The sequence below is a fragment of the Niallia circulans genome, from assembly GCF_007273535.1.
In the GTDB taxonomy this organism is placed as follows: Bacteria; Bacillota; Bacilli; order Bacillales; family Cytobacillaceae; genus Niallia; species Niallia circulans_B.
Genome location: NZ_RIBP01000004.1, coordinates 326,068 through 348,562, shown reverse-complemented (window position 1 = coordinate 348,562; position 22,495 = coordinate 326,068). Strand labels below are relative to the sequence as shown.

The 22,495-nt window shown below is 38.9% G+C and carries 22 protein-coding genes; 13 read left to right on the top strand and 9 right to left on the bottom strand.

What is annotated here, in order from left to right:
* Nucleotides 1-40 precede the first annotated feature (40 nt).
* Genes CEQ21_RS09620 through CEQ21_RS09605 form a run of 4 tightly spaced genes read right to left on the bottom strand, consistent with a single transcriptional unit; the run spans nt 41 to nt 5,033 of the window.
* Nucleotides 41-1,213: a YheC/YheD family endospore coat-associated protein gene (locus CEQ21_RS09620; protein ID WP_185764430.1), complete on the bottom strand. Its 1,173-nt coding sequence runs from the start codon at nt 1,211-1,213 to the stop codon at nt 41-43.
* Complete coding sequence (locus CEQ21_RS09615) at nt 1,210-2,574, bottom strand: YheC/YheD family endospore coat-associated protein (RefSeq protein WP_185764429.1); 1,365 nt, start codon at nt 2,572-2,574, stop codon at nt 1,210-1,212. Before CEQ21_RS09615 ends, CEQ21_RS09620 begins: the two co-directional genes overlap by 4 nt.
* Complete coding sequence (locus tag CEQ21_RS09610) at nt 2,552-3,646, bottom strand: YheC/YheD family endospore coat-associated protein (protein ID WP_185764428.1); 1,095 nt, start codon at nt 3,644-3,646, stop codon at nt 2,552-2,554. The genes CEQ21_RS09615 and CEQ21_RS09610 overlap by 23 nt, the downstream gene beginning before the upstream one ends.
* Nucleotides 3,639-5,033 carry a YheC/YheD family endospore coat-associated protein gene (locus CEQ21_RS09605; RefSeq protein WP_185764427.1) on the bottom strand — a complete coding sequence of 465 codons (1,395 nt, stop codon included), beginning with the start codon at nt 5,031-5,033 and terminating at the stop codon, nt 3,639-3,641. Before CEQ21_RS09605 ends, CEQ21_RS09610 begins: the two co-directional genes overlap by 8 nt.
* Nucleotides 5,034-5,301: 268 nt before the next feature.
* On the opposite strand from CEQ21_RS09605, the gene CEQ21_RS09600 reads away from it, so the two are divergent.
* Nucleotides 5,302-5,655: a YlbF/YmcA family competence regulator gene (locus CEQ21_RS09600; protein ID WP_185764426.1), complete on the top strand. Its 354-nt coding sequence runs from the start codon at nt 5,302-5,304 to the stop codon at nt 5,653-5,655.
* Between the two features lie 277 nt (nt 5,656-5,932).
* Here the strand turns inward: CEQ21_RS09600 and CEQ21_RS09595 are convergent, their stop codons facing one another.
* Nucleotides 5,933-6,127, bottom strand: a complete 195-nt coding sequence (locus tag CEQ21_RS09595) for an alpha/beta-type small acid-soluble spore protein (protein WP_127736364.1) — start codon at nt 6,125-6,127, stop codon at nt 5,933-5,935.
* A 211-nt stretch (nt 6,128-6,338) separates the two neighbouring features.
* On the opposite strand from CEQ21_RS09595, the gene CEQ21_RS09590 reads away from it, so the two are divergent.
* The 10 genes from CEQ21_RS09590 (at nt 6,339) to CEQ21_RS09545 (ending at nt 19,236) form a co-directional block, all read left to right on the top strand.
* A complete protein-coding gene (locus CEQ21_RS09590; RefSeq protein WP_185764425.1) occupies nt 6,339-7,205 on the top strand; it encodes a Cof-type HAD-IIB family hydrolase in 867 nt (288 codons plus the stop codon).
* A gap of 160 nt (nt 7,206-7,365) precedes the next feature.
* Entirely contained in the window at nt 7,366-8,865 is a 1,500-nt protein-coding gene (locus tag CEQ21_RS09585; RefSeq protein ID WP_185764424.1) for a coproporphyrinogen III oxidase, read from the top strand.
* Nucleotides 8,866-9,059: 194 nt separating this feature from the next.
* Complete coding sequence (locus CEQ21_RS09580; RefSeq protein WP_185764423.1) at nt 9,060-10,361, top strand: NCS2 family permease; 1,302 nt, start codon at nt 9,060-9,062, stop codon at nt 10,359-10,361.
* A 124-nt stretch (nt 10,362-10,485) separates the two neighbouring features.
* Nucleotides 10,486-11,385, top strand: coding sequence for an ABC transporter ATP-binding protein (locus CEQ21_RS09575; RefSeq protein ID WP_127736351.1), 900 nt, complete (start codon nt 10,486-10,488; stop codon nt 11,383-11,385).
* Nucleotides 11,378-12,625, top strand: coding sequence for an ABC transporter permease (locus CEQ21_RS09570; protein WP_185764422.1), 1,248 nt, complete (start codon nt 11,378-11,380; stop codon nt 12,623-12,625). Before CEQ21_RS09575 ends, CEQ21_RS09570 begins: the two co-directional genes overlap by 8 nt.
* A 115-nt stretch (nt 12,626-12,740) precedes the next feature.
* Complete coding sequence (locus CEQ21_RS09565) at nt 12,741-13,610, top strand: S66 family peptidase (protein ID WP_185764421.1); 870 nt, start codon at nt 12,741-12,743, stop codon at nt 13,608-13,610.
* A 63-nt stretch (nt 13,611-13,673) separates the two neighbouring features.
* A complete protein-coding gene (locus CEQ21_RS09560) occupies nt 13,674-14,882 on the top strand; it encodes a metallophosphoesterase family protein (protein ID WP_185764420.1) in 1,209 nt (402 codons plus the stop codon).
* Between the two features lie 13 nt (nt 14,883-14,895).
* A complete protein-coding gene (locus CEQ21_RS09555; protein ID WP_185764419.1) occupies nt 14,896-17,892 on the top strand; it encodes an ATP-binding protein in 2,997 nt (998 codons plus the stop codon).
* Nucleotides 17,893-17,951: 59 nt separating this feature from the next.
* Nucleotides 17,952-18,899: a 3'-5' exoribonuclease YhaM gene (yhaM, locus tag CEQ21_RS09550; RefSeq protein WP_185764418.1), complete on the top strand. Its 948-nt coding sequence runs from the start codon at nt 17,952-17,954 to the stop codon at nt 18,897-18,899.
* Between the two features lie 136 nt (nt 18,900-19,035).
* The gene (locus CEQ21_RS09545; protein ID WP_144451896.1) at nt 19,036-19,236 is read left to right on the top strand and encodes a sporulation YhaL family protein; all 201 of its coding nucleotides are present in this window, start codon (nt 19,036-19,038) and stop codon (nt 19,234-19,236) included.
* Nucleotides 19,237-19,275: 39 nt separating this feature from the next.
* Here the strand turns inward: CEQ21_RS09545 and CEQ21_RS09540 are convergent, their stop codons facing one another.
* A complete protein-coding gene (locus tag CEQ21_RS09540) occupies nt 19,276-20,166 on the bottom strand; it encodes a peptidylprolyl isomerase (RefSeq protein ID WP_185764417.1) in 891 nt (296 codons plus the stop codon).
* A gap of 356 nt (nt 20,167-20,522) precedes the next feature.
* Here CEQ21_RS09540 and CEQ21_RS09535 point away from each other — a divergent pair, with 356 nt between their 5' ends.
* A complete protein-coding gene (locus tag CEQ21_RS09535; RefSeq protein ID WP_060670486.1) occupies nt 20,523-20,606 on the top strand; it encodes a YjcZ family sporulation protein in 84 nt (27 codons plus the stop codon).
* A gap of 48 nt (nt 20,607-20,654) precedes the next feature.
* On the top strand, nt 20,655-20,747 hold the full coding sequence (locus CEQ21_RS09530) for a YjcZ family sporulation protein (protein ID WP_127736325.1): 93 nt from the start codon (nt 20,655-20,657) through the stop codon (nt 20,745-20,747).
* 97 nt (nt 20,748-20,844) lie between these two features.
* Here the strand turns inward: CEQ21_RS09530 and CEQ21_RS09525 are convergent, their stop codons facing one another.
* The 3 genes from CEQ21_RS09525 to CEQ21_RS09515 form a co-directional block, all read right to left on the bottom strand.
* Nucleotides 20,845-21,024 carry a hypothetical protein gene (locus CEQ21_RS09525; protein ID WP_185767209.1) on the bottom strand — a complete coding sequence of 60 codons (180 nt, stop codon included), beginning with the start codon at nt 21,022-21,024 and terminating at the stop codon, nt 20,845-20,847.
* Between the two features lie 160 nt (nt 21,025-21,184).
* Nucleotides 21,185-21,730 carry a DUF3267 domain-containing protein gene (locus CEQ21_RS09520; protein WP_185764416.1) on the bottom strand — a complete coding sequence of 182 codons (546 nt, stop codon included), beginning with the start codon at nt 21,728-21,730 and terminating at the stop codon, nt 21,185-21,187.
* Nucleotides 21,731-21,921: 191 nt separating this feature from the next.
* The gene (locus CEQ21_RS09515) at nt 21,922-22,491 is read right to left on the bottom strand and encodes an HTH-type transcriptional regulator Hpr (protein ID WP_127736318.1); all 570 of its coding nucleotides are present in this window, start codon (nt 22,489-22,491) and stop codon (nt 21,922-21,924) included.
* Nucleotides 22,492-22,495: the final 4 nt, after the last annotated feature.

Here is a 22,495-nt window from a genome sequence, read left to right as displayed (position 1 = left end):
TGTTAGAATGTGTCAGGTGGATATATTTCATTCGGGCTACTTAAAAGCCTGACAGCTCATAGAAAAGCTTGGCAAGCTGTCTGCAGCGGTTTGTTTCGATTTCAGGCTCATCGAACAGCATTGGTTTCGAATTTACTTCAAAAATATAATAATTACCGCTTTTATCTATGCAGGCATCTATCGAAAATTCGCCGAAAAAGCCAAACCGGCTTGTTAACAATTCACCGCAATGTTTAACAGCAAGCAGAAAAAAACGGTCATGCTCTTTGTTTTGTACATGTTCATATGAAATGATTTTCCCGCCTGCAGGCACATGTGTAGTGACATCCTGACGAGAGGATTGTCTTATGCCGACTCCAGTCAGTTTATAATTGCCATCAAGATATGTTGCAAGTATCCGAAAGTCATAGCGGTGCCCATTAAATAAGTCTACATTTATTTCCTCTTGGATAATATGTTCTTTCGTAGTCCATATCGACAAATAATCATTAACTACTTCGTGGAGTGAGGAAAATTGCTGTTCTCCTTGAATACTTTGCAGCAGTATGGAGCCATCGTTTTTTTTGCTGAGCCTGTAAATATTCTTTCCTTTAGATCCAGCTGCCGGTTTAACATAAACTGAGCCATATTTTGTTATGAAATCTGTTACTGTTTGTTCTGAGTGAAGCAATTCAGTGTCAGGAAGGTAGTTTTGTAGCATGATATCTTGTTTGAGAAGTTGACTTAATTCGTACTTATTAATGAAATGTGGATTAAAAAAAGGAAGGCTATTATTTTTAATAAGCTCAATGGCTGCTGCAAACGAATAGCCTTCCTCCGTCTTGCGGAATGGAACACGATTATAGATTACATGTGGAAGAGGAGTAGTTATTGGCAACCATTTATCTTGAGAGGCGATGTACGTAAATCCATCCACCTTCGTGGTTGTTAGTTGTTCGGGAGGGAAGATGACAATCATCCCCCCGAACTCATCTAGTTCTCTTTGCAGCTTTTCGAAAAGGGGACGATTGCCGATAAGCTTGTTATTAGAATTATAGGAAGTTAATATACCGACAATTGGCCCAATATTATTTCCCCTTGTCATCATTTTAAATGGCAGAAATTCAAGCGGAGTAGTAAATGAAGGCAACAGCGGCTGGTTGTTGCTTCCTAAAGTGAAACCGGAATGATTGGAATGCCATGACTTTGCATTACCATCATAATAGATCATCATCTGTATATGTCCTCAGGCTTTTTAATGCTTTGTTCATGTAGAAAGACAGCATATTCTAAGGACAATCTTCTTGTGAGCAAATCATCCTTCTTCAAGGAGCTATGCTTAAAGATGCTTCGGCCCGGTTTTGAATTTGCTTCAAACAGCCATACTCTCCCTTTACGGTCAATGCCGATATCAAAGCCTATCTCGGCGATTGTACCCTCCGTATGCTTTTCCAATGATTTGCTGATTTTTAATGCGGAGCTGATCAGTTTCTCCTTAAGCAGTTCGTAATCCTTATCGAGATCGGTTAGCTCGTCGACTGCTTTGACAATACCGCCGCTGTTCATATGTGTAGTAGCACTGCCTGCGCCAGCAATCTTGGCAGCGATAGCTGTCACTTCCCAAATCCCTTGTTTATTCTTATTTGTATGGACACGGAAATCGACTGGTTTTTGCTCAGAGCGCATTAAATGGATGCCTTGTTGGACAATCAAATTCGATATGCTTTGCTTTGCGGTAATATGCTGCACGAGCTTTTCGAGTGTATCGAATTTCAACAGTCGCTTCTCACCACTTTGTTCTTTAAAGCGCATATAATAGTTTTGGTCTTTTTTGTCAAAGAGGACTTGGTGGATTCCTTTTCCAAGGCTGCCGTTCTTCGGTTTAATGTAAATATGCCCATAGTTTCCCAGCATTCGTTCCACGATGGAAAAGGAGGTAAATGGCAAGGTTTCTGGCAAAAAATCTGCAATACTGTCCTCTTGAAGCAAGCGTTCATAAATGTCGAGCTTGTTAAAAAAGCCTGGATTGTACCAAGGAATTAAGTAATCCTTTTGGAGCCGCTCTTTTACCCTTTTTATTTTCGGCATATTCTCTGTGCGACGGTTTGGGATGCGGTCATATATAACATCTGGAAATGGCACCTCAAACCGTTTCCAGCCATCATGATAAAATAATCCGTTTATTGTGCCTGTATCCCAGTTAATATGCTGGGCTCCAAATAAAAAGGCAGTAACACCAGCAGTATTTTGGACGGCTAAAAGCTTAGAGAAAATGATAGAGCGGTCGCCAATGGGTCTGACCTCACCAGAACCGAATCCCGAGGTAAATATTCCAACAAGAGGGCCGAGATAGAGAATCTCTCCCTCAAAAAAAACATGTAGGACAGGTGAAACAGGCGGGATTTTTAATGTTTGCAATAAGTCCTCGCTTATCCTGACAACATTGCCGCCAAATTTTTGCAGGGCGATGGAGCAATCTACCTTTATTGTTCCGAAGGCCGCTCGCTTGAGATTTGCAGGAATGGAGGCATCTGCAGGAAGGAGGATAGTATTTTCACAATCCTCTATCACTTCAATAGAATAAAGTTTTTTCATTGCTGTTCCTCCTCTGTCCATCTCTCAGCATGGCTGCATAAGCTAATGGTGCTCTGTACAGCTTTCCACTTAAATCTGGATATGCCTGAAGGATGACCTTTCTGCCAGGCTTACTGTTAACATCAAGTATCCACAGTGAGCCATTCTCTGTTATGCCAATATCGACACCTAACTCAAAAAGAGCAGGAAATGTTTGCTCCAAAATAGGAGGAAGGGTTGTTAAAATATCATCTATTTCAGTTTCAATAAAACTCTTCATTTTGTAGGGAGCACTCTCCAGCCATTCTTTAAATGGGATTACAGCTGCTCCAGTGCTAAGATTAGAAATAATTTTGCCTTCTGTACCTAGTCGGATTCCTTTTTCAACAATCTCCCATGTATTTTGTTCATTTTTTTGGAGTAAGGCCCGAATGTCAAAGGGCTGTTTTTGAGCAGTGCATAAAGGAAGATAAACTTGGCTGAAGTAGTCATTCTTTTGCAGCAGCTGTGCCAGCCAGCGTGAGAATTTTTCTTTATCGGAAAAAATATGCTCAACATGCTTTGCCTTCTTATCTGTTCTTACATGTATACAGCTATTTTGTTCTTTTATGAAATAAATACCGTTACCTTGTGATCCGTTTATCGGTTTTATCATGATAGGATTAATAAAGCTAAGATCCTCTAATAGCTCTTCTGCAGAAAGTACCGGCTTCGATTTAGGAATATAGGCATTCAGTTTGGAAGCCTTTAAGACATCGTAAAGCTTAAGCTTGTTTGGCAGCCCATTGCCGATAAAAATTGTATCTTTCTTTTGCTTCAGCCACTCGACAATGTTTTTGCACTGTCTAGAATGAGCGTCTTCCTGATAATAACAGCGGTCATATAAAAAGGCTGGAATAGGAAAGTCTTGTTTATGCCAAGCGTTTTTATCCTTGTCAAAAACCTTGCCAGATACCTTTTCTGTAAGGGGATTATAGCTGGAAGGAACAAATTGATAAACATTAAAGCCTGTAGCTTCACCAAATTTAGCAATCTCAGTGATATAGCTTTTTTCATTTTCTAATGAAAGTGTCATAATACCGAAACTAGACATCTTGTTTTTCTCCTTTATTTATATGTGGAAAAGAAAGGCTTAGACAATATTCCAGTAATGCCTTTGTAGAGGGTCTGACTTTGTTTATAACAGAATCAAGGTTTTTTGAAGGCTTTGAATTAACTTCAATAATCCATAGATGACCATATACGTCAATGCCCATATCAATGCCGAGCTCGCCTATGTCTCCATCTATTTGAGAGGTGAGAGCCTTGGCTGTTTGCAGGGAAATGTCTTTGAATTGAACCTCAACACTTTTTCCTAAATGTTCGCCAAATAATGTTTGAAGAACTGATTTTGCCGGAATCATTTCTGCTCCTTGAAATAAGTTGGCGACAAACGAGTCAGGTTGAGCGCATCTGGCAACAATGGAGGTGACTTTCCAGCGTTGCCGAATATCCTTATGGCAAAGAACTCTAAAATCAAGGGAGCGGTTATGGTACTGCTGAAAATTAATTCCTTGCTGACAAATATATGCACGTTTTTGTATGAACCGCTGTAACCATTTCCAGAGCTTTTCAATTGTAGAAAAGAAATGAACTTTTCCTTTTTCTTTACCAGAGGAAATGCTCGTTTTCCAAGCATTTTCTTCTTTATGCAGTTGGATAATTTGCCGACCTTGACTGCCGTGAATCGGTTTAATGTAAATCGTATTGTGCTTTTTTACCATCTGTTCGAGTGTCTCTTTTGAGAGCAAATTTGTCTCTGGAACATGATTTTTTAATATATTGTCACTTTGAAGCATTTCAGATATATCAAATTTAGAAAAAAATTGTGTGTTGAAAATCGGAATATTTTGCTGAGCCAAATCTTTTTTCAGCTCATTGAACATATTGCTTGCTTCTGCTTTTCGGAGATGAAGGCGATTATAAACAACATTAGGATATGGGAGAGATGTTTTTATCCATTTGTCCTGTTGATAGGAATAGCCGTCAACATAGTCTTCCTTCCAATCATGGAGGCTTGCTACATACAGAATTCCGCCAATGCGCGTAATTTCTTGCTGGAATTCTTGGCAAAATTGATGAATGGATCGAAAAGAAACATCATTTTCCAGCTCAGCAGGGGCATCAGTCAATATTGCTATCACTGGACCAAGTGTAAGTGTACGGGTCTGCTTTTCGAAATAGCTGAGCAGTGTTAATTCCTGATTCGGAAGCATTAACGTTTGATTTAAGCTGTCACTGAAAGAGATTACTTGTTTATCATCATGAACAGCTTCAACTAATACAGGAACTGTCATGCTGCCTAACTGGAGCAGAACAGGATTATTATTTTCTATTTCCCAGAAATGGAACAAGGAAGTGCTAATACGCAGTATTGGCTCCTTATTTGCAGGAAAGGAGGAATTTTCTTTTATGAACAGCGGAAGCAAATTTATTCTCATTGCAATTCCTCATTTATAAGGTGATATGATAGTTTTTTAAAATATAGGCTAAAGCTGATATTATCGTATGTTAAAGCACATAATTGGTGCATGAAGGGTTGGGGTAAAAGGGAGGTTATCAAAAGTCATGTAGGTCCTGAGCACATTTAAAGCTGGTCACATTCTTAGAGGTACGATCTATATTGCCCAAGGAAATAAAGGGTCTTTCTGGCAATATAGAGCATAGTTTGTTATAGTGGAGACAATTGTTAAAAAGGAGTTGTTTAATATGGCAGTAAACCTTCATGATTCAGGTTATGAGCTAGAAAAAGCTATTCGTCAAAGCGATGAATATACAAACTTAAAAAAAATGTATGATTTAGTGAACGGTGATCCATCTGCGAAGGCAATGTTTGAAAACTTCCGAAACATCCAAATGCAGCTGCAGCAAAAGCAAATGTCAGGGATTGAAATCACACAAGAAGAAGTAGAACAAGCCCAAAAGACAGTGGCATTAGTACAACAGCACGAGTCCATCTCTAAATTGATGGAAGCTGAACAACGCATGAGCATGGTAATTGCTGAGCTTAACCAAATTATCATGAAGCCGCTTGAAGAATTATACGGAGCGCCACAACAATAATGAAACAAAGCTGTCCTAAGGGGCAGCTTTTTTATTTGACATTTGTGTGACTCAAGGAGATTAACGAGACAGCCTAAATCAGCACCAATGACCTTGGTGCAGCAATTATCTGTAGAATATATCTATTTCTTCCAATTCTGTAAATACTATAAATAACTCCACCTTAATAATTGCCGATTTAAGGGACAGTTTTTTATATATGAAAATAGTGCCCATAGCTTAAGCTATGGGCACAATTCCATGTTTATACAGTTGTTTAGCTAAGAATGGCAGAATCTTATTTAGAGCCTTGTAACTGTTGTTGAGCCATTTGTACTAAACGCTTTGTGATTTCTCCACCAACAGAACCGTTGGCACGTGCAGTAGTTTCAGCACCAAGGTTTACTCCAAACTCAGTCGCAATTTCATATTTCATTTGATCCAGAGCTTGAGATACACCAGGTACTAATAGTTGATTAGAATTGTTAGACATTGTTGTTTCCTCCTTAAGTGAATTGGATGTTACATTAAATAGTTTGCTAAAAGTTTGCTGATATATTCGCATAGGTTATTTGTAAATGTTTCCAAAAATAATAATTCTATTGCAGCAAAAAGGGTGGAATTAACGACCGTGAGTTCTAATGCAGGGAGTTTTTTCATACATGATATATAAGACATTAGAAACTGAAATTGGGGGGAACAAGATGATTTATCGCTTATTGGCTTTAAATATTGATGGAACTCTTATCCAATCAAATGGGCGTTTGAGTAAATCCTCTAAAGAGGCAATAGAGTACGTCCAGCAAAAAGGCATCTATGTAACATTGGTAACATCAAGAAGCCTGCCTTCAGCACGCAAGGTTGCAAAAGCTTTGAGACTGGAGAATTATATTGTGACACATCAAGGCGCACTAATATCGGACAATGCAGATCAAACATTATACGTAAACAGACTGACAGAAGAGCTTACATATGAAATTGTTCGTTTCCTTGAAGGCTTTATTTGTCAAATCAGACTTGTGCATGAGAAGTTTTCCCTTGCTAACAAGTCAAGGCTTAATCATAATATGCTCGCCAAAACTGTGTTTAACTCAGGTGATCCTGTATTCTATTCCCATCAGTTTGTTGATGTCCTCAGTGAAGTATTACTGGAGGAGCCTGTCAGTGCCCCCAAGATAGAAGTATATTTCGAAGACAAGAAGGATTGTTCAGATGCTAAAGAGGTTTTAGACAAAATGTTTGAGGAAGTCAATATTGTTCAAATGAATGATCTTCGCCTTGAGATTCTCCCAGAGGGTGTTAACAAGTTGAATGGCCTGCTTTATTTAGCTGAGCATCTTGGCATTAATCGAAGAGAAATAGTCGTTATTGGTGATAGTCTTGATGACAAAGAAATGATAGAAGCGGTCGGCCTTGGTGTTGCCATGGGCAATGCACCAAGTGAACTAAAGTTTTCAGCCGATTGGGTAACAAGGTCCAATAATCAGGACGGGGTTGCTTATATGGTGAAGGAGCATTTCCGCAAACAACAGCCGATTGAGTTTCTCCGCAAAATGAATATTATTAAATAGCATTTATTAATTTATATATAATAAAAAAATCCCTTGCAAATGCATAGGGTTTTTTTGGTTTTATTAACAATACTTTGACCTGGCTGGTCACTTTTTGTAGACTGAAGTATAATGGCTTTTAGAATAAATAATAACTATGATAGATAAGGTGACTATACAGATGAAATCAATTACGATAAGCGGGTTGCAGGATGACAGGTTAATCAGACCATTAGAGCATATCGGCAACTTGTTTTTTGAAGATACAAAGGTGACTTTCACTCCGGAAGACGAAGCGGAAATGGTGATTCAGTTTGATGTTTCTGAAGAAGAAACCAGGTATTTTGTGGAAGGTAGATTGGATGGCAGACAGCCATTCAATTGTGAAAAGGATTTAACAAACCTTGATGAGAAGGAAAGATTTAAAGAACAGAAAAATGCGATTTCTCAAGTGTATTTAAAGGTATTGCAAGATTTCACAGGCATGATTCAAAAGTGGGGAATTCTAACAGGCATTCGCCCGACAAAGCTGCTTCACAAGCATATGCAAAATAATACACCAAAAGTTGAGGCCCATCAGGCATTAAAGGATGAGTATTTAATGTCAGACGAGAAAATCGATCTTATGCAGCGCATCATCGACAGGCAGCTTGCTGTGATCCCTGATTTATATGAATTGCAGAAGGAAGTAAGCATTTATATAGGAATTCCATTTTGTCCAACAAAATGTGCTTATTGCACATTCCCGGCATATGCAATAAACGGGAGACAAGGGTCGGTATTTTCCTTCTTAGGCGGTCTTCATCATGAAATACAGAAGACAGGGAAATGGCTTAAATCTAAAAATATTAAAATTACGACTGTTTATTATGGCGGGGGAACACCAACTAGCATAACAGCTGAGGAAATGGACATGCTTTATGAGCAAATGAACCAATCCTTCCCTGATGTGCAAAGTATAAGAGAAATAACGGTAGAAGCAGGCCGCCCAGACACCATCTCGCCTGAAAAGCTCGAAGTACTGAATAAGTGGAATATTGACAGAATTAGTATTAATCCACAATCATATACACAGCAAACCTTAAAGGCGATTGGAAGACATCATACGGTAGAGGAAACAATTGAAAAGTACCATCTGGCTAGACAGCATGGAATGAATAATATCAATATGGACTTAATTATTGGTCTTCCAGGAGAAGGAGTTGAAGAGTTCCAGCACAGCCTTGACCAAACAGAGGAACTGATGCCTGAATCCCTGACAGTTCATACCCTTTCCTTTAAACGTGCCTCTGAAATGACGCGAAACAAGGCGCGATACAAGGTTGCAGACAGGAATGAAATACAAGAGATGATGAGAATGGCTGAAGATTGGACAGAGAAATATGAGTATGTACCATATTATCTGTATAGACAAAAAAACATTCTTGGAAATTTGGAAAATGTCGGCTACTCGAAAATCGGTCAGGAGAGCATCTATAATATTATGATGATGGAGGAGCTGCAAACGGTAATTGGCCTTGGGTGTGGGGCATCAAGTAAATTTATACATCCAGTTACAGGGAAAATTACGCAGTTCTCTAATCCAAAAGATCCTAAAACCTATAATGACAGCTTTGAAGAATATACAGACAAAAAATTGGCATTGCTAGAAGAGCATTTTTCTGCAGAAAAATCGCTGTGAAACAAATAAAATCAGCTAAGATGAAGGAAGATAGTAATAGCAGAGTTAACTGCTATTACTATCTTCCTTTTTATTTATGTACCAAGAAATAGGCCATTTATTGTAATGGAAGCGTAAGAAAAAGATTGCATTATTGTTAGAAAACGAATAATATATAAGAGTTGTGTTAAAATGTTCGTTTTTTGGAGGTAAACATGTTTAAACTTAAAGAGAACAATACAAATGTGAAAACGGAGATAACGGCCGGCTTCACTACTTTTTTGACAATGGTCTATATCGTTATAGTAAACCCTGTTATCTTATCGAGTGCAGGAATTCCTTTTGACCAAGTGTTTATGGCAACAATCATTGCAGCAGTCGTCGGTACACTTTGGATGGCTTTATTTGCTAATTATCCAATCGCGATTGCACCAGGTATGGGCTTGAATGCTTACTTTGCTTATTCAGTTGTTGGCAGTCATGGCGGTATCGATTACACTATTGCTTTATCTGCTGTTTTCGTTGCAGGAATTATCTTTTTGATTCTGTCTTTAACAACGTTCAGGGAAAAGCTGATTGAGGCGATTCCGGAAAACTTAAAGCATGGCATTACGGCAGGTATCGGTTTGTTTATTGCTTTTATCGGCTTAAGACAAACAGGTATCATTGTTGATAATAAAGAAAATCTTGTTGGTCTTGGCGATTTGCAGTCACCAGCTGTTGTGCTTGCATTGGTTGGTCTTGCGATTACAATCATTTTATTTGCGATGAATGTAAAAGGCGCATTGTTCTTAGGGATGATTGCAACAGGTATTATTGCGTTCTTTACAGGACAGCTTTCGTTTGCTGCAGGTATTGCTGGTGTTCCGCATCTTCCGGAAGGATTAATTATTACAAATCCTTTTGCGGCAATCGGAGATGTGTTCCAGCATAGTTTGTATGCAGTTGTGTTCTCCTTTTTGCTTGTAACGATTTTTGATACGACAGGAACAATGGTTGGTGTTGCAGAGCAAGCAGGCTTAATGAAGAATAACCGTCTTCCTAAAGCAAGGCAAGCACTGCTTGCAGACTCTGTTGGTACTTCTATCGGAGCAATGTTTGGAACAAGCCCGACAACAGCATTTATTGAATCAACGTCAGGAGTTGCTGCTGGAGGAAGAACAGGTTTGACAGGTGTTACTGTTTCGGCTTTGTTTATTGTGTCTGCATTCTTTGCACCACTTGTGAGTGCTGTTTCAGGATTATCTGCAATCACATCGCCTGCACTTATCATTGTCGGCAGCTTGATGATGGGAGCTATCGCAAAAGTGCGCTGGTCTGAATTTGATGAAGCCTTCCCAGCTTTCCTTGTTATCTTGAGCATGCCGCTTACTTCCAGTATTGCAACAGGGATCGCGCTAGGATTTATTTCTCATCCGTTGTTGAAATTAGTTACAGGTAAAGGCAAATCCGTTCATCCGCTCGTTTATATATTTGCCGTATTATTTTTGTATCAGCTCGTCTTTTTATCTCATTAGAGCTTGAAAAATCCCGTGAAGTTTTTGTTTCATGGGATTTTTTTTAGTTTTGTCCAATCTTTACAGTTATTTGTGAAACTTTCTGCATATCTTTTCGTATGAAAGGTGAAGGAGGAGATCGGAAATGGCATTAGAAATAAAAAATGTAACAAAAAGATTTGGTTCATTTGTTGCGGTAGATAATGTATCTTTATCAATTCCCGAAAATGAAATGTTTGGATTTCTGGGCGGAAACGGGGCAGGAAAAACAACAACCTTTCGTATGTTGCTCGGAATATTGGATATAAGTGAAGGGGCCATAACTTGGAACGGTCAGGGAATTAACTATTCGACAAGTCCAGAAATTGGCTATTTACCTGAAGAAAGGGGACTTTACCCGAAACTAAAGGTAAAGGACCAGCTTGTTTACTTAGCAAGACTGCGCGGCATGGACAAAAAGGAAGCACTAACGGAGCTGAAGTATTGGCTGGAGCGTTTTAAAGTACCTGAATATCTTGAGAAAAAAGTGGAGGAGCTATCAAAGGGAAATCAGCAAAAAATTCAATTTATCAGTGCGGTTCTACATAAGCCGAAGCTGCTTATTTTAGATGAGCCATTCAGCGGGTTAGATCCAGTTAATGTGGAGCAGTTGAAAAGTGCTGTTATCGACTTGAAGAATTCAGGCACGACCATTGTTTTTTCTAGTCACCGGATGGAGCATGTTGAAGAGATGTGTGAGAACCTTTGTATCATGCATAAAGGAAAGCCGGTAGTACATGGCGGCTTGAAGGAAATCAAACGAAGCTTCGGGAAGAAAAATGTCACGATCCATGCTGATTTTGATTTGACTTATTTAATTAAGTTTCCTGGTGTTGTTAAGCTGAAACAGACGACAGAAGGCGCGGCACTGCAAATTGAAGGAGAGGAAATTGCAGAGAATATTCTGAAGGATATTGTTGGAAGGGGCTTCATCCGAAAATTTGCGCTTGAGGAGCCGACTTTAAATGATATCTTTATCGAAAAGGTAGGTGCTTCACTTGAATAGCTTTTGGATTATCTTATTCCATACTTACTGGACAAAGGTAAAAACGAAATCATTCATTATTACAACGATTATTACATTACTGCTTATCCTTGGCTTAACAAATCTCCAATCTATCATCGACATGTTCAATGATGAGGATGGAGCCGATAAAATTGCGGTCATCGACAAAACGAACGAACTGTATCCATCTGTTGCAGCCATGTCAGAATCGATTCAAGAAGGAATGGAACTGGAGCACTATGTAGACAGTGAGTCAGAAGCAAAGAAAAAGGTAGAGGATGATTCCTATCAAGGGTTGCTGATTCTTGACTATGATAGTGAAAATTTACCTGAAGCATCCTATTATAGTATGGATATAACGGATTCAGCTACAGCAACTAGCGTAGAAACTATCGTTCAAGCAGTTAAGAGTCAGCTGGCAGCAGCACAATTGAATCTTTCTGGTGAACAGCTAGAGAAATTAAACGAACCAGTGCCGTTTGAGCATTTCGCCCTTGAAAAGAATGCGAAAACAGAGGAAGAATTAAATCAGGCAAGAGGACTTGTTTATGTACTGTTATTTCTCATTTATTTTGCAGTTATCCTATATGCTAACATGATAGCAATGGAAGTAGCGACAGAAAAATCATCACGGGTTATGGAAATTCTGATTTCCAGTGTATCGCCGATTAAGCATATGTTTGCTAAGATTCTTGGTATCGGGCTTGTAAGTATAACCCAGCTGGCGGTTCTTCTTGTAGTAGGGTATTTTTCTGTCACAAATACTGATAACATGAGTACACTTGATGGCTTTCTTGGTTTTAGCGGCATTCCTGCTGCAACTATCGTCTATGCTGTGGTATTTTTTGTTCTCGGTTATTTCTTATATGCAACGCTTGCAGCATTCCTCGGATCGCTTGTCAGCCGTATTGAGGATGTGCAGCAAATGATCACTCCAATGACTTTAATGGTAGTGGCAGGCTTTATGATTGCGATGTTTGGTTTAAATAACCCGGATACTACATTTATAACTATCACCTCTTATATCCCGTTCTTTACACCAATGCTGATGTTCATGCGGGCAGGCATGCTAAGCCTTCCCGTGTGGGAGCCGATTTTAGGTATGGGCGTTTTAGTTGCTTCCATCATCATCCTGGCAGTCTTTGGCGGAAGAGTTTATAAAGGCGGTGTGCTGATGTACGGTAAATCTAATTCGTTCAAGGATATTAAGAAGGCACTACAGTTAACGAAAAAGGAATAATGCTTAAAGGATTCACGATTCGATTCGTGAATCTTTTTTTATTATTGAGGAAAAATTATTGCTAGTCTCGTCCATACTTGTACAATGAATCTATGAGGAAGAAAGAAGGTGTTTTATGAGTTTTTTACAAAAGGGGGACAAAGTCGCCTTTATTGCCTGCTCTGATGGAAGAGAGCAGTCCAAAGCAAGTGCCTATTCGTTTTTAGAAAAGCAGCTTGAAGAGTTTGGGATCTATTCCGTTTATGCAAAAACCTTTTATGTTAAGGAAAATACTCCTTTCAGCGGTACCCCTAAACAGAGAGCAGCAGAGCTAATGAAGTTATATGCAGAAAAGGAAATTAAAGCTATTTTCGACCTGTCAGGCGGAAACTCTGCCAATGAGGTGCTTTCCTTTATAGATAGTACTGTTATTAAGGACAATCCGAAGCCTTTTATTGGCATTAGCGATTTGTCCGTCCTAAATAATGCATTGTTTGCTTTAACTGGGATAGCTAATCTTCATTACCAGGCAATGAATCTGATAGGACCAGACGCTAATTTTCAAAAAGACTTATTTGCAAAATTGTTTCTTGAAAGCTGGGAATCTCCTTATGACAGTGTAACCTTTTCATATAGATGGCTCCGCGGCAGCGACATGAGTGGATGTGTAATTGGGGGCAATGCAAGATGCTTTTTGAAGCTGGCAGGCACACGATATATGCCTGATTCAGAAGGGAAGCTTCTGTTTCTTGAAAGTCTTGGAGGAGGCCCTGCGGCTATTGGCTCGTATTTTGCTCAGCTTGACCAGCTTGGGATTTTTGAAAAGTGTTCTGGCATTCTGTTAGGAACGTTCACTTATATGGAAAAGAATGCTTGCAGTCCTTCAGCAGAGGAGCTTTTACTTCAGTACACGGAAAAATATCGAACTCCGATTGCAAAAACAGAACAGTTAGGACATGGACCTGACTCTCACTGTATACCAATTGGAATGCATCTTGAATTATAGTGAATAGGAACGTGCATTCGTATTTTAATGATGGTAATATATTAGAAGAAAGGAGGAAGTAGTATGGAAGAAATTACATTTATACACTGCGCAGACCTTCATTTGGACAGTCCCATGCTTGGACTGAAAAATCTGCCTGCTCCTATTCGAGCGCAGCTGCGCGAAAGTACTTTCGCGTCTTTCAGGAAAATAGTTGATACGGCGATTGCAAAACAAGTCGATTTCGTTCTTATCGCAGGAGATATTTATGATGGGGAAGATAGGAGCCTGCGAGCACAAATCCTTTTCAAAAAAGAGATGGAAAGACTCAAAGCTAGCGAGATTGACGTATATATTATCCATGGGAATCATGACCATTTAAGTGGAAGCTGGCTGGAAGTAAGCTTTCCTGATAATGTCCATATCTTCCCTTCAAATCTGACTGTCCTCGAGCACAAAAAACGAAACACGAACATCCATTTATACGGCTTCAGCTATGAAACAAGGCATTTATTTGATAGAAGAATAAATACATATGAAAAAACAGGCGCTGCCGATTACCATATAGGTCTTTTACATGGCAGCTTGGAAGGAAACAGCGATCACAGTCCATATGCTCCCTTTAACTTACAGGAGTTAGCTTCAAAGGAAATGCATTACTGGGCATTGGGTCATATTCATAAACGAGCAGTACTGCAGGAAGATCCCCCTGTTGTGTATCCAGGAAATATTCAAGGGAGAAATAAAAAGGAAACAGGAGAGAAGGGCTGTTATTATGTTAAATTGAACAACCGGGATGCTGAGCTGGAGTTTATTCCGACAGCAGTATGTCTATGGAAGTCTGTGCAAATAGATGCCGCAGGTACAAAAAATGCCGACGAGCTTTTGGCGCTTTGCCATATTGCTCAAGAAAAGGAAAGAGATCGAGGCTTGCCGTCTATTTTGGCCATTTCGATTATAAACGCAGAGGGAATCGGCAGTCTTCAAGCAGGCGAATTATTGGAGATACTTCAGGAGAACGAGCTCGATGAAACAAATTTTGCATGGATTTCGAGTCTGTCGATAACAGAAAATATCAGTTGGAATAAGGCAAAGCTTGAGTCAGAATCTGCGTTTTTTTCAGAGCTTTTTCAAGCTGTGCAACAAACTGAATCCATAGATGAGGCCGTGGCATCAATCTATCGTCACCCAGGTGTTTACCGCTATCTTTCGGAACTGACAGAACGAGAGAAAGAAGAGCTGGCAGAAGAGGCAGAACGGCTGCTGCTCACCATGCTGAATGGTGCCTCATAGGGAGTGGAAAATAGTGCGAATTAAAAAAATTACAATATATGGATATGGGAAACTAGAGAATATCTCCTTTGATTTAGATGCAGATAACCAAGTTTTTTTTGGAGAAAATGAAGCAGGCAAGTCTACGATTATGAGCTTTATCCACAGCATTCTGTTCGGATTTCCTACAAAGGTACAAACAGAGCTAAGATATGAACCGAAACTGCAGCATAAATATGGCGGAAAGCTAACAGTATGGTTCCCAGAGCATGGGTTGGCAACAATTGAGCGTGTTAAAGGGAAAGCAGCTGGTGATGTTACGGTTGTATTGGAGAATGGCCACAAAGGACAAGAGCAATTGCTTGGAGAATTGCTGCAAGGTGTTGATAAAGGGCTTTATCAATCTATCTTTTCCTTTAATCTTGACGGCTTGCAAAACATCCACGGCTTAAAAAGTGAGGAAATTGGCAGATTCTTATTTTCGACAGGTGTGATTGGATCAGACAGCATTTCGAAAGCAGACAATGAACTGCAAAAGGAGCTGGATGCACGCTTTAGACCAAATGGTAAGAAGCCAGTTCTGAATGAGCTGTTAATAGAATTAAAGGATGCCCATCAGCAGCTGAAAAGTGCTGAAAAAACAAATGGTCAATATCGAGTGCTATTGGAGAAAAGAGAACAGCTTGCTGAAGAATTGGAAGCAGCAGAAGCTGATATAGCTAGTCTTGCCTTGAACATCGGCAAGCTCGAAAAATGGGTGGAGGCAGCTCCAATTGCTTTAGAAATAGAAGTAACGGAAGGCAATCGGAAGAATTATAAGAATCTTGCCTTTCCGAATGGCGGGTTAGAAAGATGGGAACGTAGTAAGGACAGAATGCTGACAGTGCAAAGTCAAATTCAACATGTGCAAAACAAAATGAAGGTATTAAAGGAGAAGCAGACACAGCTTCAGCCAAATGAAAAGCTGTTGAAAGCTGCAGGCGAAATCACAGAAGCAAGCGGAAAAATGCCTGTTTATGAAGAGCTGCAAAAGCGAAAAAATCAGCTGATAAGTCAGCTCTCTATGCTTGAAAAGGACATCAAGGTCCTTCAAGAAAAATTGCATATTCCGTTAACAACGGATGATATTTCAGAAATTAATACAAGCATTTTCATGAAAGAGCAATGTGCAAATGCAGATGCAAAGCAAAAAAGCCTTAAATCTTCACGATTGGAGCTTGATTCAAGGCTTAAGGAAGAGCAGCTACAGCTTGAAGCGCTTGAACATTCTACAGCTGAAATGGAAGCAAGGCTGCTTTCTGATGAAAACAGGAAGGCGTTAGAAGGACAGCTTAGAGCAGCGGAAAATATCAACTGGCATAAAGAAAAGGTCGCTATGCTTGCACGTGACTTGGATAATGTCCAAAATCAGCTGCAAGTAAATCGAAAAAACCATTTTGCTGCAAATATGCAGTTTCTATTTATTCTGATTTTACTAATTGTCACTGGAATAGCAGGGGCGGCAGAAAGTCTGACGTATTTAGTGCTTGCAGCTGTGATTGGTGGACTTGCAGCTATCATATATTACCTGGCAATGCTAAAATCCGCCCAAAAGGAACGATCGGATTTGCAAGTTAAGGCAAAAAGGCTGAAGCAAGAAAATGCAGCCACGAATGAGGAGAAAGGCACGAGCAAAGTGTCTGACGTATATGAGCTTAAGGAAGCACTTGAAAGGGACAATCAAGCAAGAGAAAATTATCGCCTGAATCTAGTGAAGCTGGAGCAGCAGACACGGGAATATGATAGAATTCTCCAGGGCTTTGAGTCCTGGGAGCAGCAATACAGGGAGCACCAGCAAGTTCTTAAGGAGCTTAGCCTTGCTTTAAAAATACCAGAGCAGCTTGCACGTGATTTTATTTATGATGCTTATTTACTTTTGGATGACTGGAAAATGAAACTAAAGGATAAATCGGCTATTTTAGATGATATTTCGGAAATAGAGAAAGAATCAGAACAAATAGCTGGAAGAATATCGAGCTTTTATGAGCAGTTTTTTTCAGCTGGAGCAGAATCGCTCACCCATATGTCGATTCAGCTAGTAAATAGTATCAGAGACGAAAAGGAAAAGAAAATCTACTGGCAAGAGAATCAAAGGGCAATAGAGGAATATGCTCATGAGTTAAATGGTTTAGCTGGAGAGCTCTCTATCTTTTCGTCAGAAGCTGCTGAATTGCTTGCACTTGCTGATGTGAAAACAGAAGAGGAATACCGTGAAAAGGGTAAGCTGTATACAGAAAAGCTCAACTTGGATGCGAAGCTGTTTGCATTACAGGAAAAATTAGCTCACTTTCGTTTTTCGCAAGAAGAGATAGACTTGCTTTACAGTTTGGAAAATCCAGAAGCCGAAAAGTCGCGCTTAACTGAAAAGCTTGCACAAATAAATGACAGAATCAAGCAGATTATGAAAGACAGCGCCACAACTGGAATTACAATTTCCGAATTGGAAAGCGGTGGAACTTATACAGAGAAATTGCATTTGTTTAAACAATTGAAGGATGATTTTCAGGAGGAAGTCAAGGAATGGGGGAAATATGCTGTTGCCAAGCATTTCCTGACAAAAACGGTCAATGCCTATAAAGATAAACAGCTGCCTGTTATGCTGCAAAAGGCGGAGGAGTATTTCGCCATTTTAACAGAAGGTCAATATGTTAGGATATTGCCGAAGGGAGAAGGAATTGGATTTTTACTGGAAAGGGCGGATAATACCTTTTTTGAAGCGAAGGAGCTAAGCAGAGGGACAGCTGAGCAGCTTTATGTAGCAATAAGGCTCGCGCTTACGCAAACGTTTTACCAGAAATATCCTCTTCCAATTATTATTGATGATAGCTTTGTTAATTTCGACAGTAAAAGGACAAAGATGGTGCTTGATCTCTTGAAAACATGCAGGGACAATCAACTGCTTTTCTTTACATGCCACAGCCATTTACTCGAACATTTTCCAGAGGGGCAAATTCATTCTCTTATGCAGGCCTCTTTAGAGAGAGACCGTTAGAAGCAAATAATGTTATACTAGGAACGAATAAAGATAGATGAAAAAGGAGCGAAAGTACCTTGGATAAAAAAGGAGTCCTACACTATGACGTTGGAGATCAGTTTGATTCTCACTTACTGATAAAAAGTTCAGCAAGGGCAATGGCCAGTAATGGCAAGCCTTTCTTAACATTGATTTTCCAAGATAAAAGTGGAGAAATAGAAGCAAAGCTATGGGATGCTACAGATGCAGATGAGCAAATATATCAGCCTGAAACAATTGTAAAAATAAATGGGGATATACAAAATTACAGAGGCAGAATGCAGCTTAGAATCCGTCAAATAAAGCTTGTTTCCCAAGAGGAAAGTGTACGACTGTCAGACTTTATTGAAACAGCGCCACTTGAAAGCGAAGAAATGCAAGCAAAAGTAAACCAATATATTTTTGACATGAAAAATCCTAACATACAGCGGATAACAAGACATCTTGTTAAAAAGCATCAGAAAGCGTTTTTTGAGTACCCAGCGGCAACGAAGAACCATCATGAGTTCGTCTCAGGCTTAGCTTATCATGTTGTCAGCATGCTTGATTTAGCCAAAGCGATTGCAGGGCTTTATCCAAGTCTTGATACAGACCTGCTGTACGGCGGCATTATCCTTCATGACTTAGGGAAGGTAGAAGAGCTGTCTGGACCAATTTCAACCTCCTATACTGTAGAGGGAAATCTATTGGGACATATTACAATTATGGTAAATGAAATAGGAAAGGCAGCAGATGAGCTTGGCATCAAAGGGGAGGAAGTAATGATCCTTCAGCATTTAGTGCTATCTCATCATGGAAAAGCAGAATGGGGCAGCCCAAAAGCACCTCTTATTAAAGAAGCAGAAATTCTTCATTATATTGATAATTTGGATGCGAAGATGAATATGCTGGACAGAGCACTAGAACGTGTAAAACCAGGCGAATTCTCCGAAAGAATTTTCCCATTGGAAAACAGATCTTTTTACAAGCCTTCCTTCCACAAATAATAGATTACACAACAGGCTTCCTTCCTATGAAGGAAGCCTGTTTATATGTCTTGCTATAAAAGATGAATATCCTTTCTTTTCTAGCATATGATGTAGTAATTAAGAGAAAACAATTCGCAAGAAGGGAGCTAATAGTATGTTTGAGATACCAATGTGGGTGCTGTTTGTATTGGGAGGTATTGTTGTAAGTGCGTTTATGGCTGTTAAGTCCGGAAAAGAGGATAGGCAGCAAGAGCAGGAAATTATCGAAAGAGAAGGCGATGTTTATATTAAACGAATGGAGGAGGAAAAGCATAAGAAAATAGGCAGTGATAAAGAAAGAGTGTATGAAAATTAAAAGGGAAGCTAGAGATTATCTCTAGTTTCCCTTTCTATGTTACTTGCTTGTTTCGTTTGTTGAACCACTTGTGGAATCAGTGGATGTTGAATCAAGTACGGATTTCAAATCTTTATCCTCAACTTTAACATCGGCATCTTCCAATTCTTTAGTCATCGCACTGTTAATGATATCAGAAGTTAGCTTGGACACTTTCAAATCATATTCCATTTCGTCCTTAACATCTTCGTATTTCCCTTTTTCCTTTTTGTCAGTGACTTGAATAATGTGATAGCCATTTTCTGTCTTAACTGGATCACTTATTTGGTCCACCTTCAGCTTATAAGCAGCATCTTCGAATTCAGCAACCATCGTACCTGCTCCAAACCAGCCTAAATCTCCGCCTTTATCTTTCGTTGCTGTATCTGTTGAATATTCTTTCGCTAAATCTTCGAATTTCTCGCCATCATCCAGCTTCTTCTTCACTTCTTCAGCTGTTTTTTTATCTGCAACAAGAATATGGCGTGCTTCTATCTCTGGTTTATAATCATCGTAATATGCTTTAATTTCATCATCAGTTACCTTCACTTGTTTAACAGCGGCTTTTTCTTGAAGCATTCCTGTTTTTATCATAGAACGCAGCTCATCTTCATCCTTATAGCCGTATTGTTGGAGTGCCAAATCAAAATTGTCTCCCAGTTGTGCTTTAATACTATCTACCCGCTCATTTAACTCATCATCTGAAACTTTATATTTATCTTCGAGTACCTTTTCATATAGAAGGGATTGCAGTACGGTAGCACCATACTTTTCCTTCATTGCATCATAAAGTTCATCCTTAGTGATATTACCTGCATCTGATTTTACAACTGCATCAGAGCTGTCATTGCTACATGCACTGAGTCCAATGACACCAGCAGCTAGAGAGATGGATAGTAGCCATTTTTTCAAGTTAAACACTCCTAAGTTAGTTTAGTATGTAACATCCAATGATTACTATATCATAAATTTTGAAAAGAACAAAAATCAGCTTTTTTACAAAGCTTAACGCTCATTAGAATTTGCAGTTAATAAAAAAATTGGGTAAATATTCTGTTCCGTTTTCTGGTCCTAGACATATGATACATTGAGCTTGAAAAACAGCTTAAGAATTTGCCTGAGGCTTATTCGTGCTAGGTTGTGCAGGAGTCAGGGTAAGGGGGCAGCGAATGTTTCACTGCAAGAAACTGACTTTTGTTAGCAAGCAAGTCGTGCAGTCTTAATAGTTAACAAAAAAATTAGTAGCAGCTTTAGAAGGAGGTGTTACTATGGGTCATGCATATGGCGGAGGATTTGCGTTAATCGTAGTACTTTTCATTCTTTTAATTATTGTTGGCGCTGCTTGGCTATAAGAGCTAAGTTTTGACAGCAAGAATTGAACATAGAAAGGAGGAGTCTTCATGTCAGGTACAGGTGCATACGGCGGAGGATTTGCGTTATTAGTGGTGCTGTTCATTTTGCTTATCATCATCGGAGCAAGCTGGGTTTACTAATAGCCTCTAAATGAAAAAAAGCAGCGATGAAAATCGCTGCTTCCTTTCATTAAAAGTATCATTTGCCTTTACTATGAAACTTATATTTCCGTTTATGTTAACTAAATAATAAATCAACATAGGAAGAAATCAAAAGAATCGTGATAAGGACATTAATTGTGCGGAAAACCTTAGGTTGTTTATCTTCCGGTATTTCCTTTTGGTTACATAATGCATTTGTCATTCTATTAATATTATATAATATTAATATGGCTAAGATAATAAAAATGGAGATCATCATTGATTCCCTCCTTGAGACAGAATTGTTGTATGATACTTACAATATCAAATTAAGGAATAAAAAGATAGTATTATATCCTATGATTTGTCAGTTAAATACATGCATCCTTTTCATTCCTTTATTATCGTATGTCCAATTAGTTTATTTGCATCAAGCATTAGCTGACATTACTTACCAAAATTTCAATGCCGTCCTCGTTTTCTTCCACATAACAAGACTTAGGTGACTTCCATAGACTTTTAATACGGATAAAGTCCGGTACACACATGCCAAAATGATAAGCGAAAATAATTAAGAAATAATGAACATAATGGGAAAAAAGGAAGCAGCAAATGATCAATACACTGTTAATAACAAGCATTGGCATAATTAAAGCAAAGATAAAATTTACTTTTCCAATTGGGTCGATTGCCCGTATACAAATTAACGGGAAAATACGGCCGTGAACATCAATGGACTTTTTAATTTTGCTGCCTAAGTGTACAACCGGTAAAAAGTGAAGCAGTTTATGAACAGGATAAACGAGCAGGAATGCTGCTACAAATGTAAAAAAGTAGTTATCGTTTAAGCCGTTATGCCCAAAAAGCGCAATTGTCGGAGTATAAAGGAACAAAAAAGTAAAAACCATTGTCAAGGAAGACATAAATAGTATGCGTTGAAAGCCGTACTGTTTATGAAAATTGATTGTCTTCCAGCAATTCATATTCTAATCACCCTCCGTTAGGAGAAATTTTCTAATTTAATAAAACTCACCATGCTACTTTACGACGAAAAGGCTAAAAAATCAATAGTTGTTTATGAATATTTTCTGGTCTGTTAAACCAAAAAAAGATAAGACAGCGTCTCATCTTTTTTTTGTTTCTTTCTTTTATCCCATTTACGAGTATTGGTTTATTACTTCATAGGCGCCGGTTCTTTATGTTTAAGCTGCCCGTTTTGTTCAACAAAAGTGTCTTCAATATTACTGAAGGATTTTTCGAATATTTCCATGAAGTTTTCTCCATAAATATTCTTAACAATTGTCATCATTTCCAGCAATTCAGGAAATTTTCCATATAAGTTTTTAATCGGCAAAGCAGCAGAGTAAGCAGAACTATTTTCTGGATTATATTCTTCCATAATGCTTAAAAACATTTGCTCGCCTTTTTCTGTCAGACACACATATGTGTTACGTTTATCATTTTCTTTTTTTGAGAACTGGAGCAAACCCCTTTCCTCCAGCTTTTTGGAGAAGTTAAAGGCTGTTGAGACATGCATTACCCCGAAATTCGCCACATCTGATATGGAGGCACCATTTAATTGATAGGCTATCCATAAAATATGATGTTCGTTAATATTAAGGTCATACGGCTTAATCCAATTCTGCCAGTCCTTTTCAATCGACTTCCATAGTGCTTTACTGAGTTGTCCTACTCTTTGAGTAAACATTAAAGCTTCCTTCATTGAGCATTCTTTTTCATTCATCCCC

What these genes read in the sequence shown, in the direction of transcription:
- CEQ21_RS09590 (WP_185764425.1), top strand. Translation starts at nt 6,339, where the DNA reads ATGATTTATCGCTTATTGGCTTTAAATATTGATGGAACTCTTATCCAA.
- CEQ21_RS09585 (WP_185764424.1), top strand. Translation starts at nt 7,366, where the DNA reads ATGAAATCAATTACGATAAGCGGGTTGCAGGATGACAGGTTAATCAGA.
- CEQ21_RS09600 (WP_185764426.1), top strand. Translation starts at nt 5,302, where the DNA reads ATGGCAGTAAACCTTCATGATTCAGGTTATGAGCTAGAAAAAGCTATT.
- CEQ21_RS09525 (WP_185767209.1), bottom strand. Translation starts at nt 21,024, where the DNA reads ATGATCTCCATTTTTATTATCTTAGCCATATTAATATTATATAATATT.
- CEQ21_RS09580 (WP_185764423.1), top strand. Translation starts at nt 9,060, where the DNA reads ATGTTTAAACTTAAAGAGAACAATACAAATGTGAAAACGGAGATAACG.
- CEQ21_RS09535 (WP_060670486.1), top strand. Translation starts at nt 20,523, where the DNA reads ATGGGTCATGCATATGGCGGAGGATTTGCGTTAATCGTAGTACTTTTC.
- CEQ21_RS09595 (WP_127736364.1), bottom strand. Translation starts at nt 6,127, where the DNA reads ATGTCTAACAATTCTAATCAACTATTAGTACCTGGTGTATCTCAAGCT.
- CEQ21_RS09575 (WP_127736351.1), top strand. Translation starts at nt 10,486, where the DNA reads ATGGCATTAGAAATAAAAAATGTAACAAAAAGATTTGGTTCATTTGTT.
- CEQ21_RS09515 (WP_127736318.1), bottom strand. Translation starts at nt 22,491, where the DNA reads ATGAATGAAAAAGAATGCTCAATGAAGGAAGCTTTAATGTTTACTCAA.
- CEQ21_RS09560 (WP_185764420.1), top strand. Translation starts at nt 13,674, where the DNA reads ATGGAAGAAATTACATTTATACACTGCGCAGACCTTCATTTGGACAGT.
- CEQ21_RS09545 (WP_144451896.1), top strand. Translation starts at nt 19,036, where the DNA reads ATGTTTGAGATACCAATGTGGGTGCTGTTTGTATTGGGAGGTATTGTT.
- CEQ21_RS09530 (WP_127736325.1), top strand. Translation starts at nt 20,655, where the DNA reads ATGTCAGGTACAGGTGCATACGGCGGAGGATTTGCGTTATTAGTGGTG.
- CEQ21_RS09615 (WP_185764429.1), bottom strand. Translation starts at nt 2,574, where the DNA reads ATGAAAAAACTTTATTCTATTGAAGTGATAGAGGATTGTGAAAATACT.
- CEQ21_RS09565 (WP_185764421.1), top strand. Translation starts at nt 12,741, where the DNA reads ATGAGTTTTTTACAAAAGGGGGACAAAGTCGCCTTTATTGCCTGCTCT.
- CEQ21_RS09610 (WP_185764428.1), bottom strand. Translation starts at nt 3,646, where the DNA reads ATGTCTAGTTTCGGTATTATGACACTTTCATTAGAAAATGAAAAAAGC.
- CEQ21_RS09620 (WP_185764430.1), bottom strand. Translation starts at nt 1,213, where the DNA reads ATGATGATCTATTATGATGGTAATGCAAAGTCATGGCATTCCAATCAT.
- CEQ21_RS09520 (WP_185764416.1), bottom strand. Translation starts at nt 21,730, where the DNA reads ATGAATTGCTGGAAGACAATCAATTTTCATAAACAGTACGGCTTTCAA.
- CEQ21_RS09605 (WP_185764427.1), bottom strand. Translation starts at nt 5,033, where the DNA reads ATGAGAATAAATTTGCTTCCGCTGTTCATAAAAGAAAATTCCTCCTTT.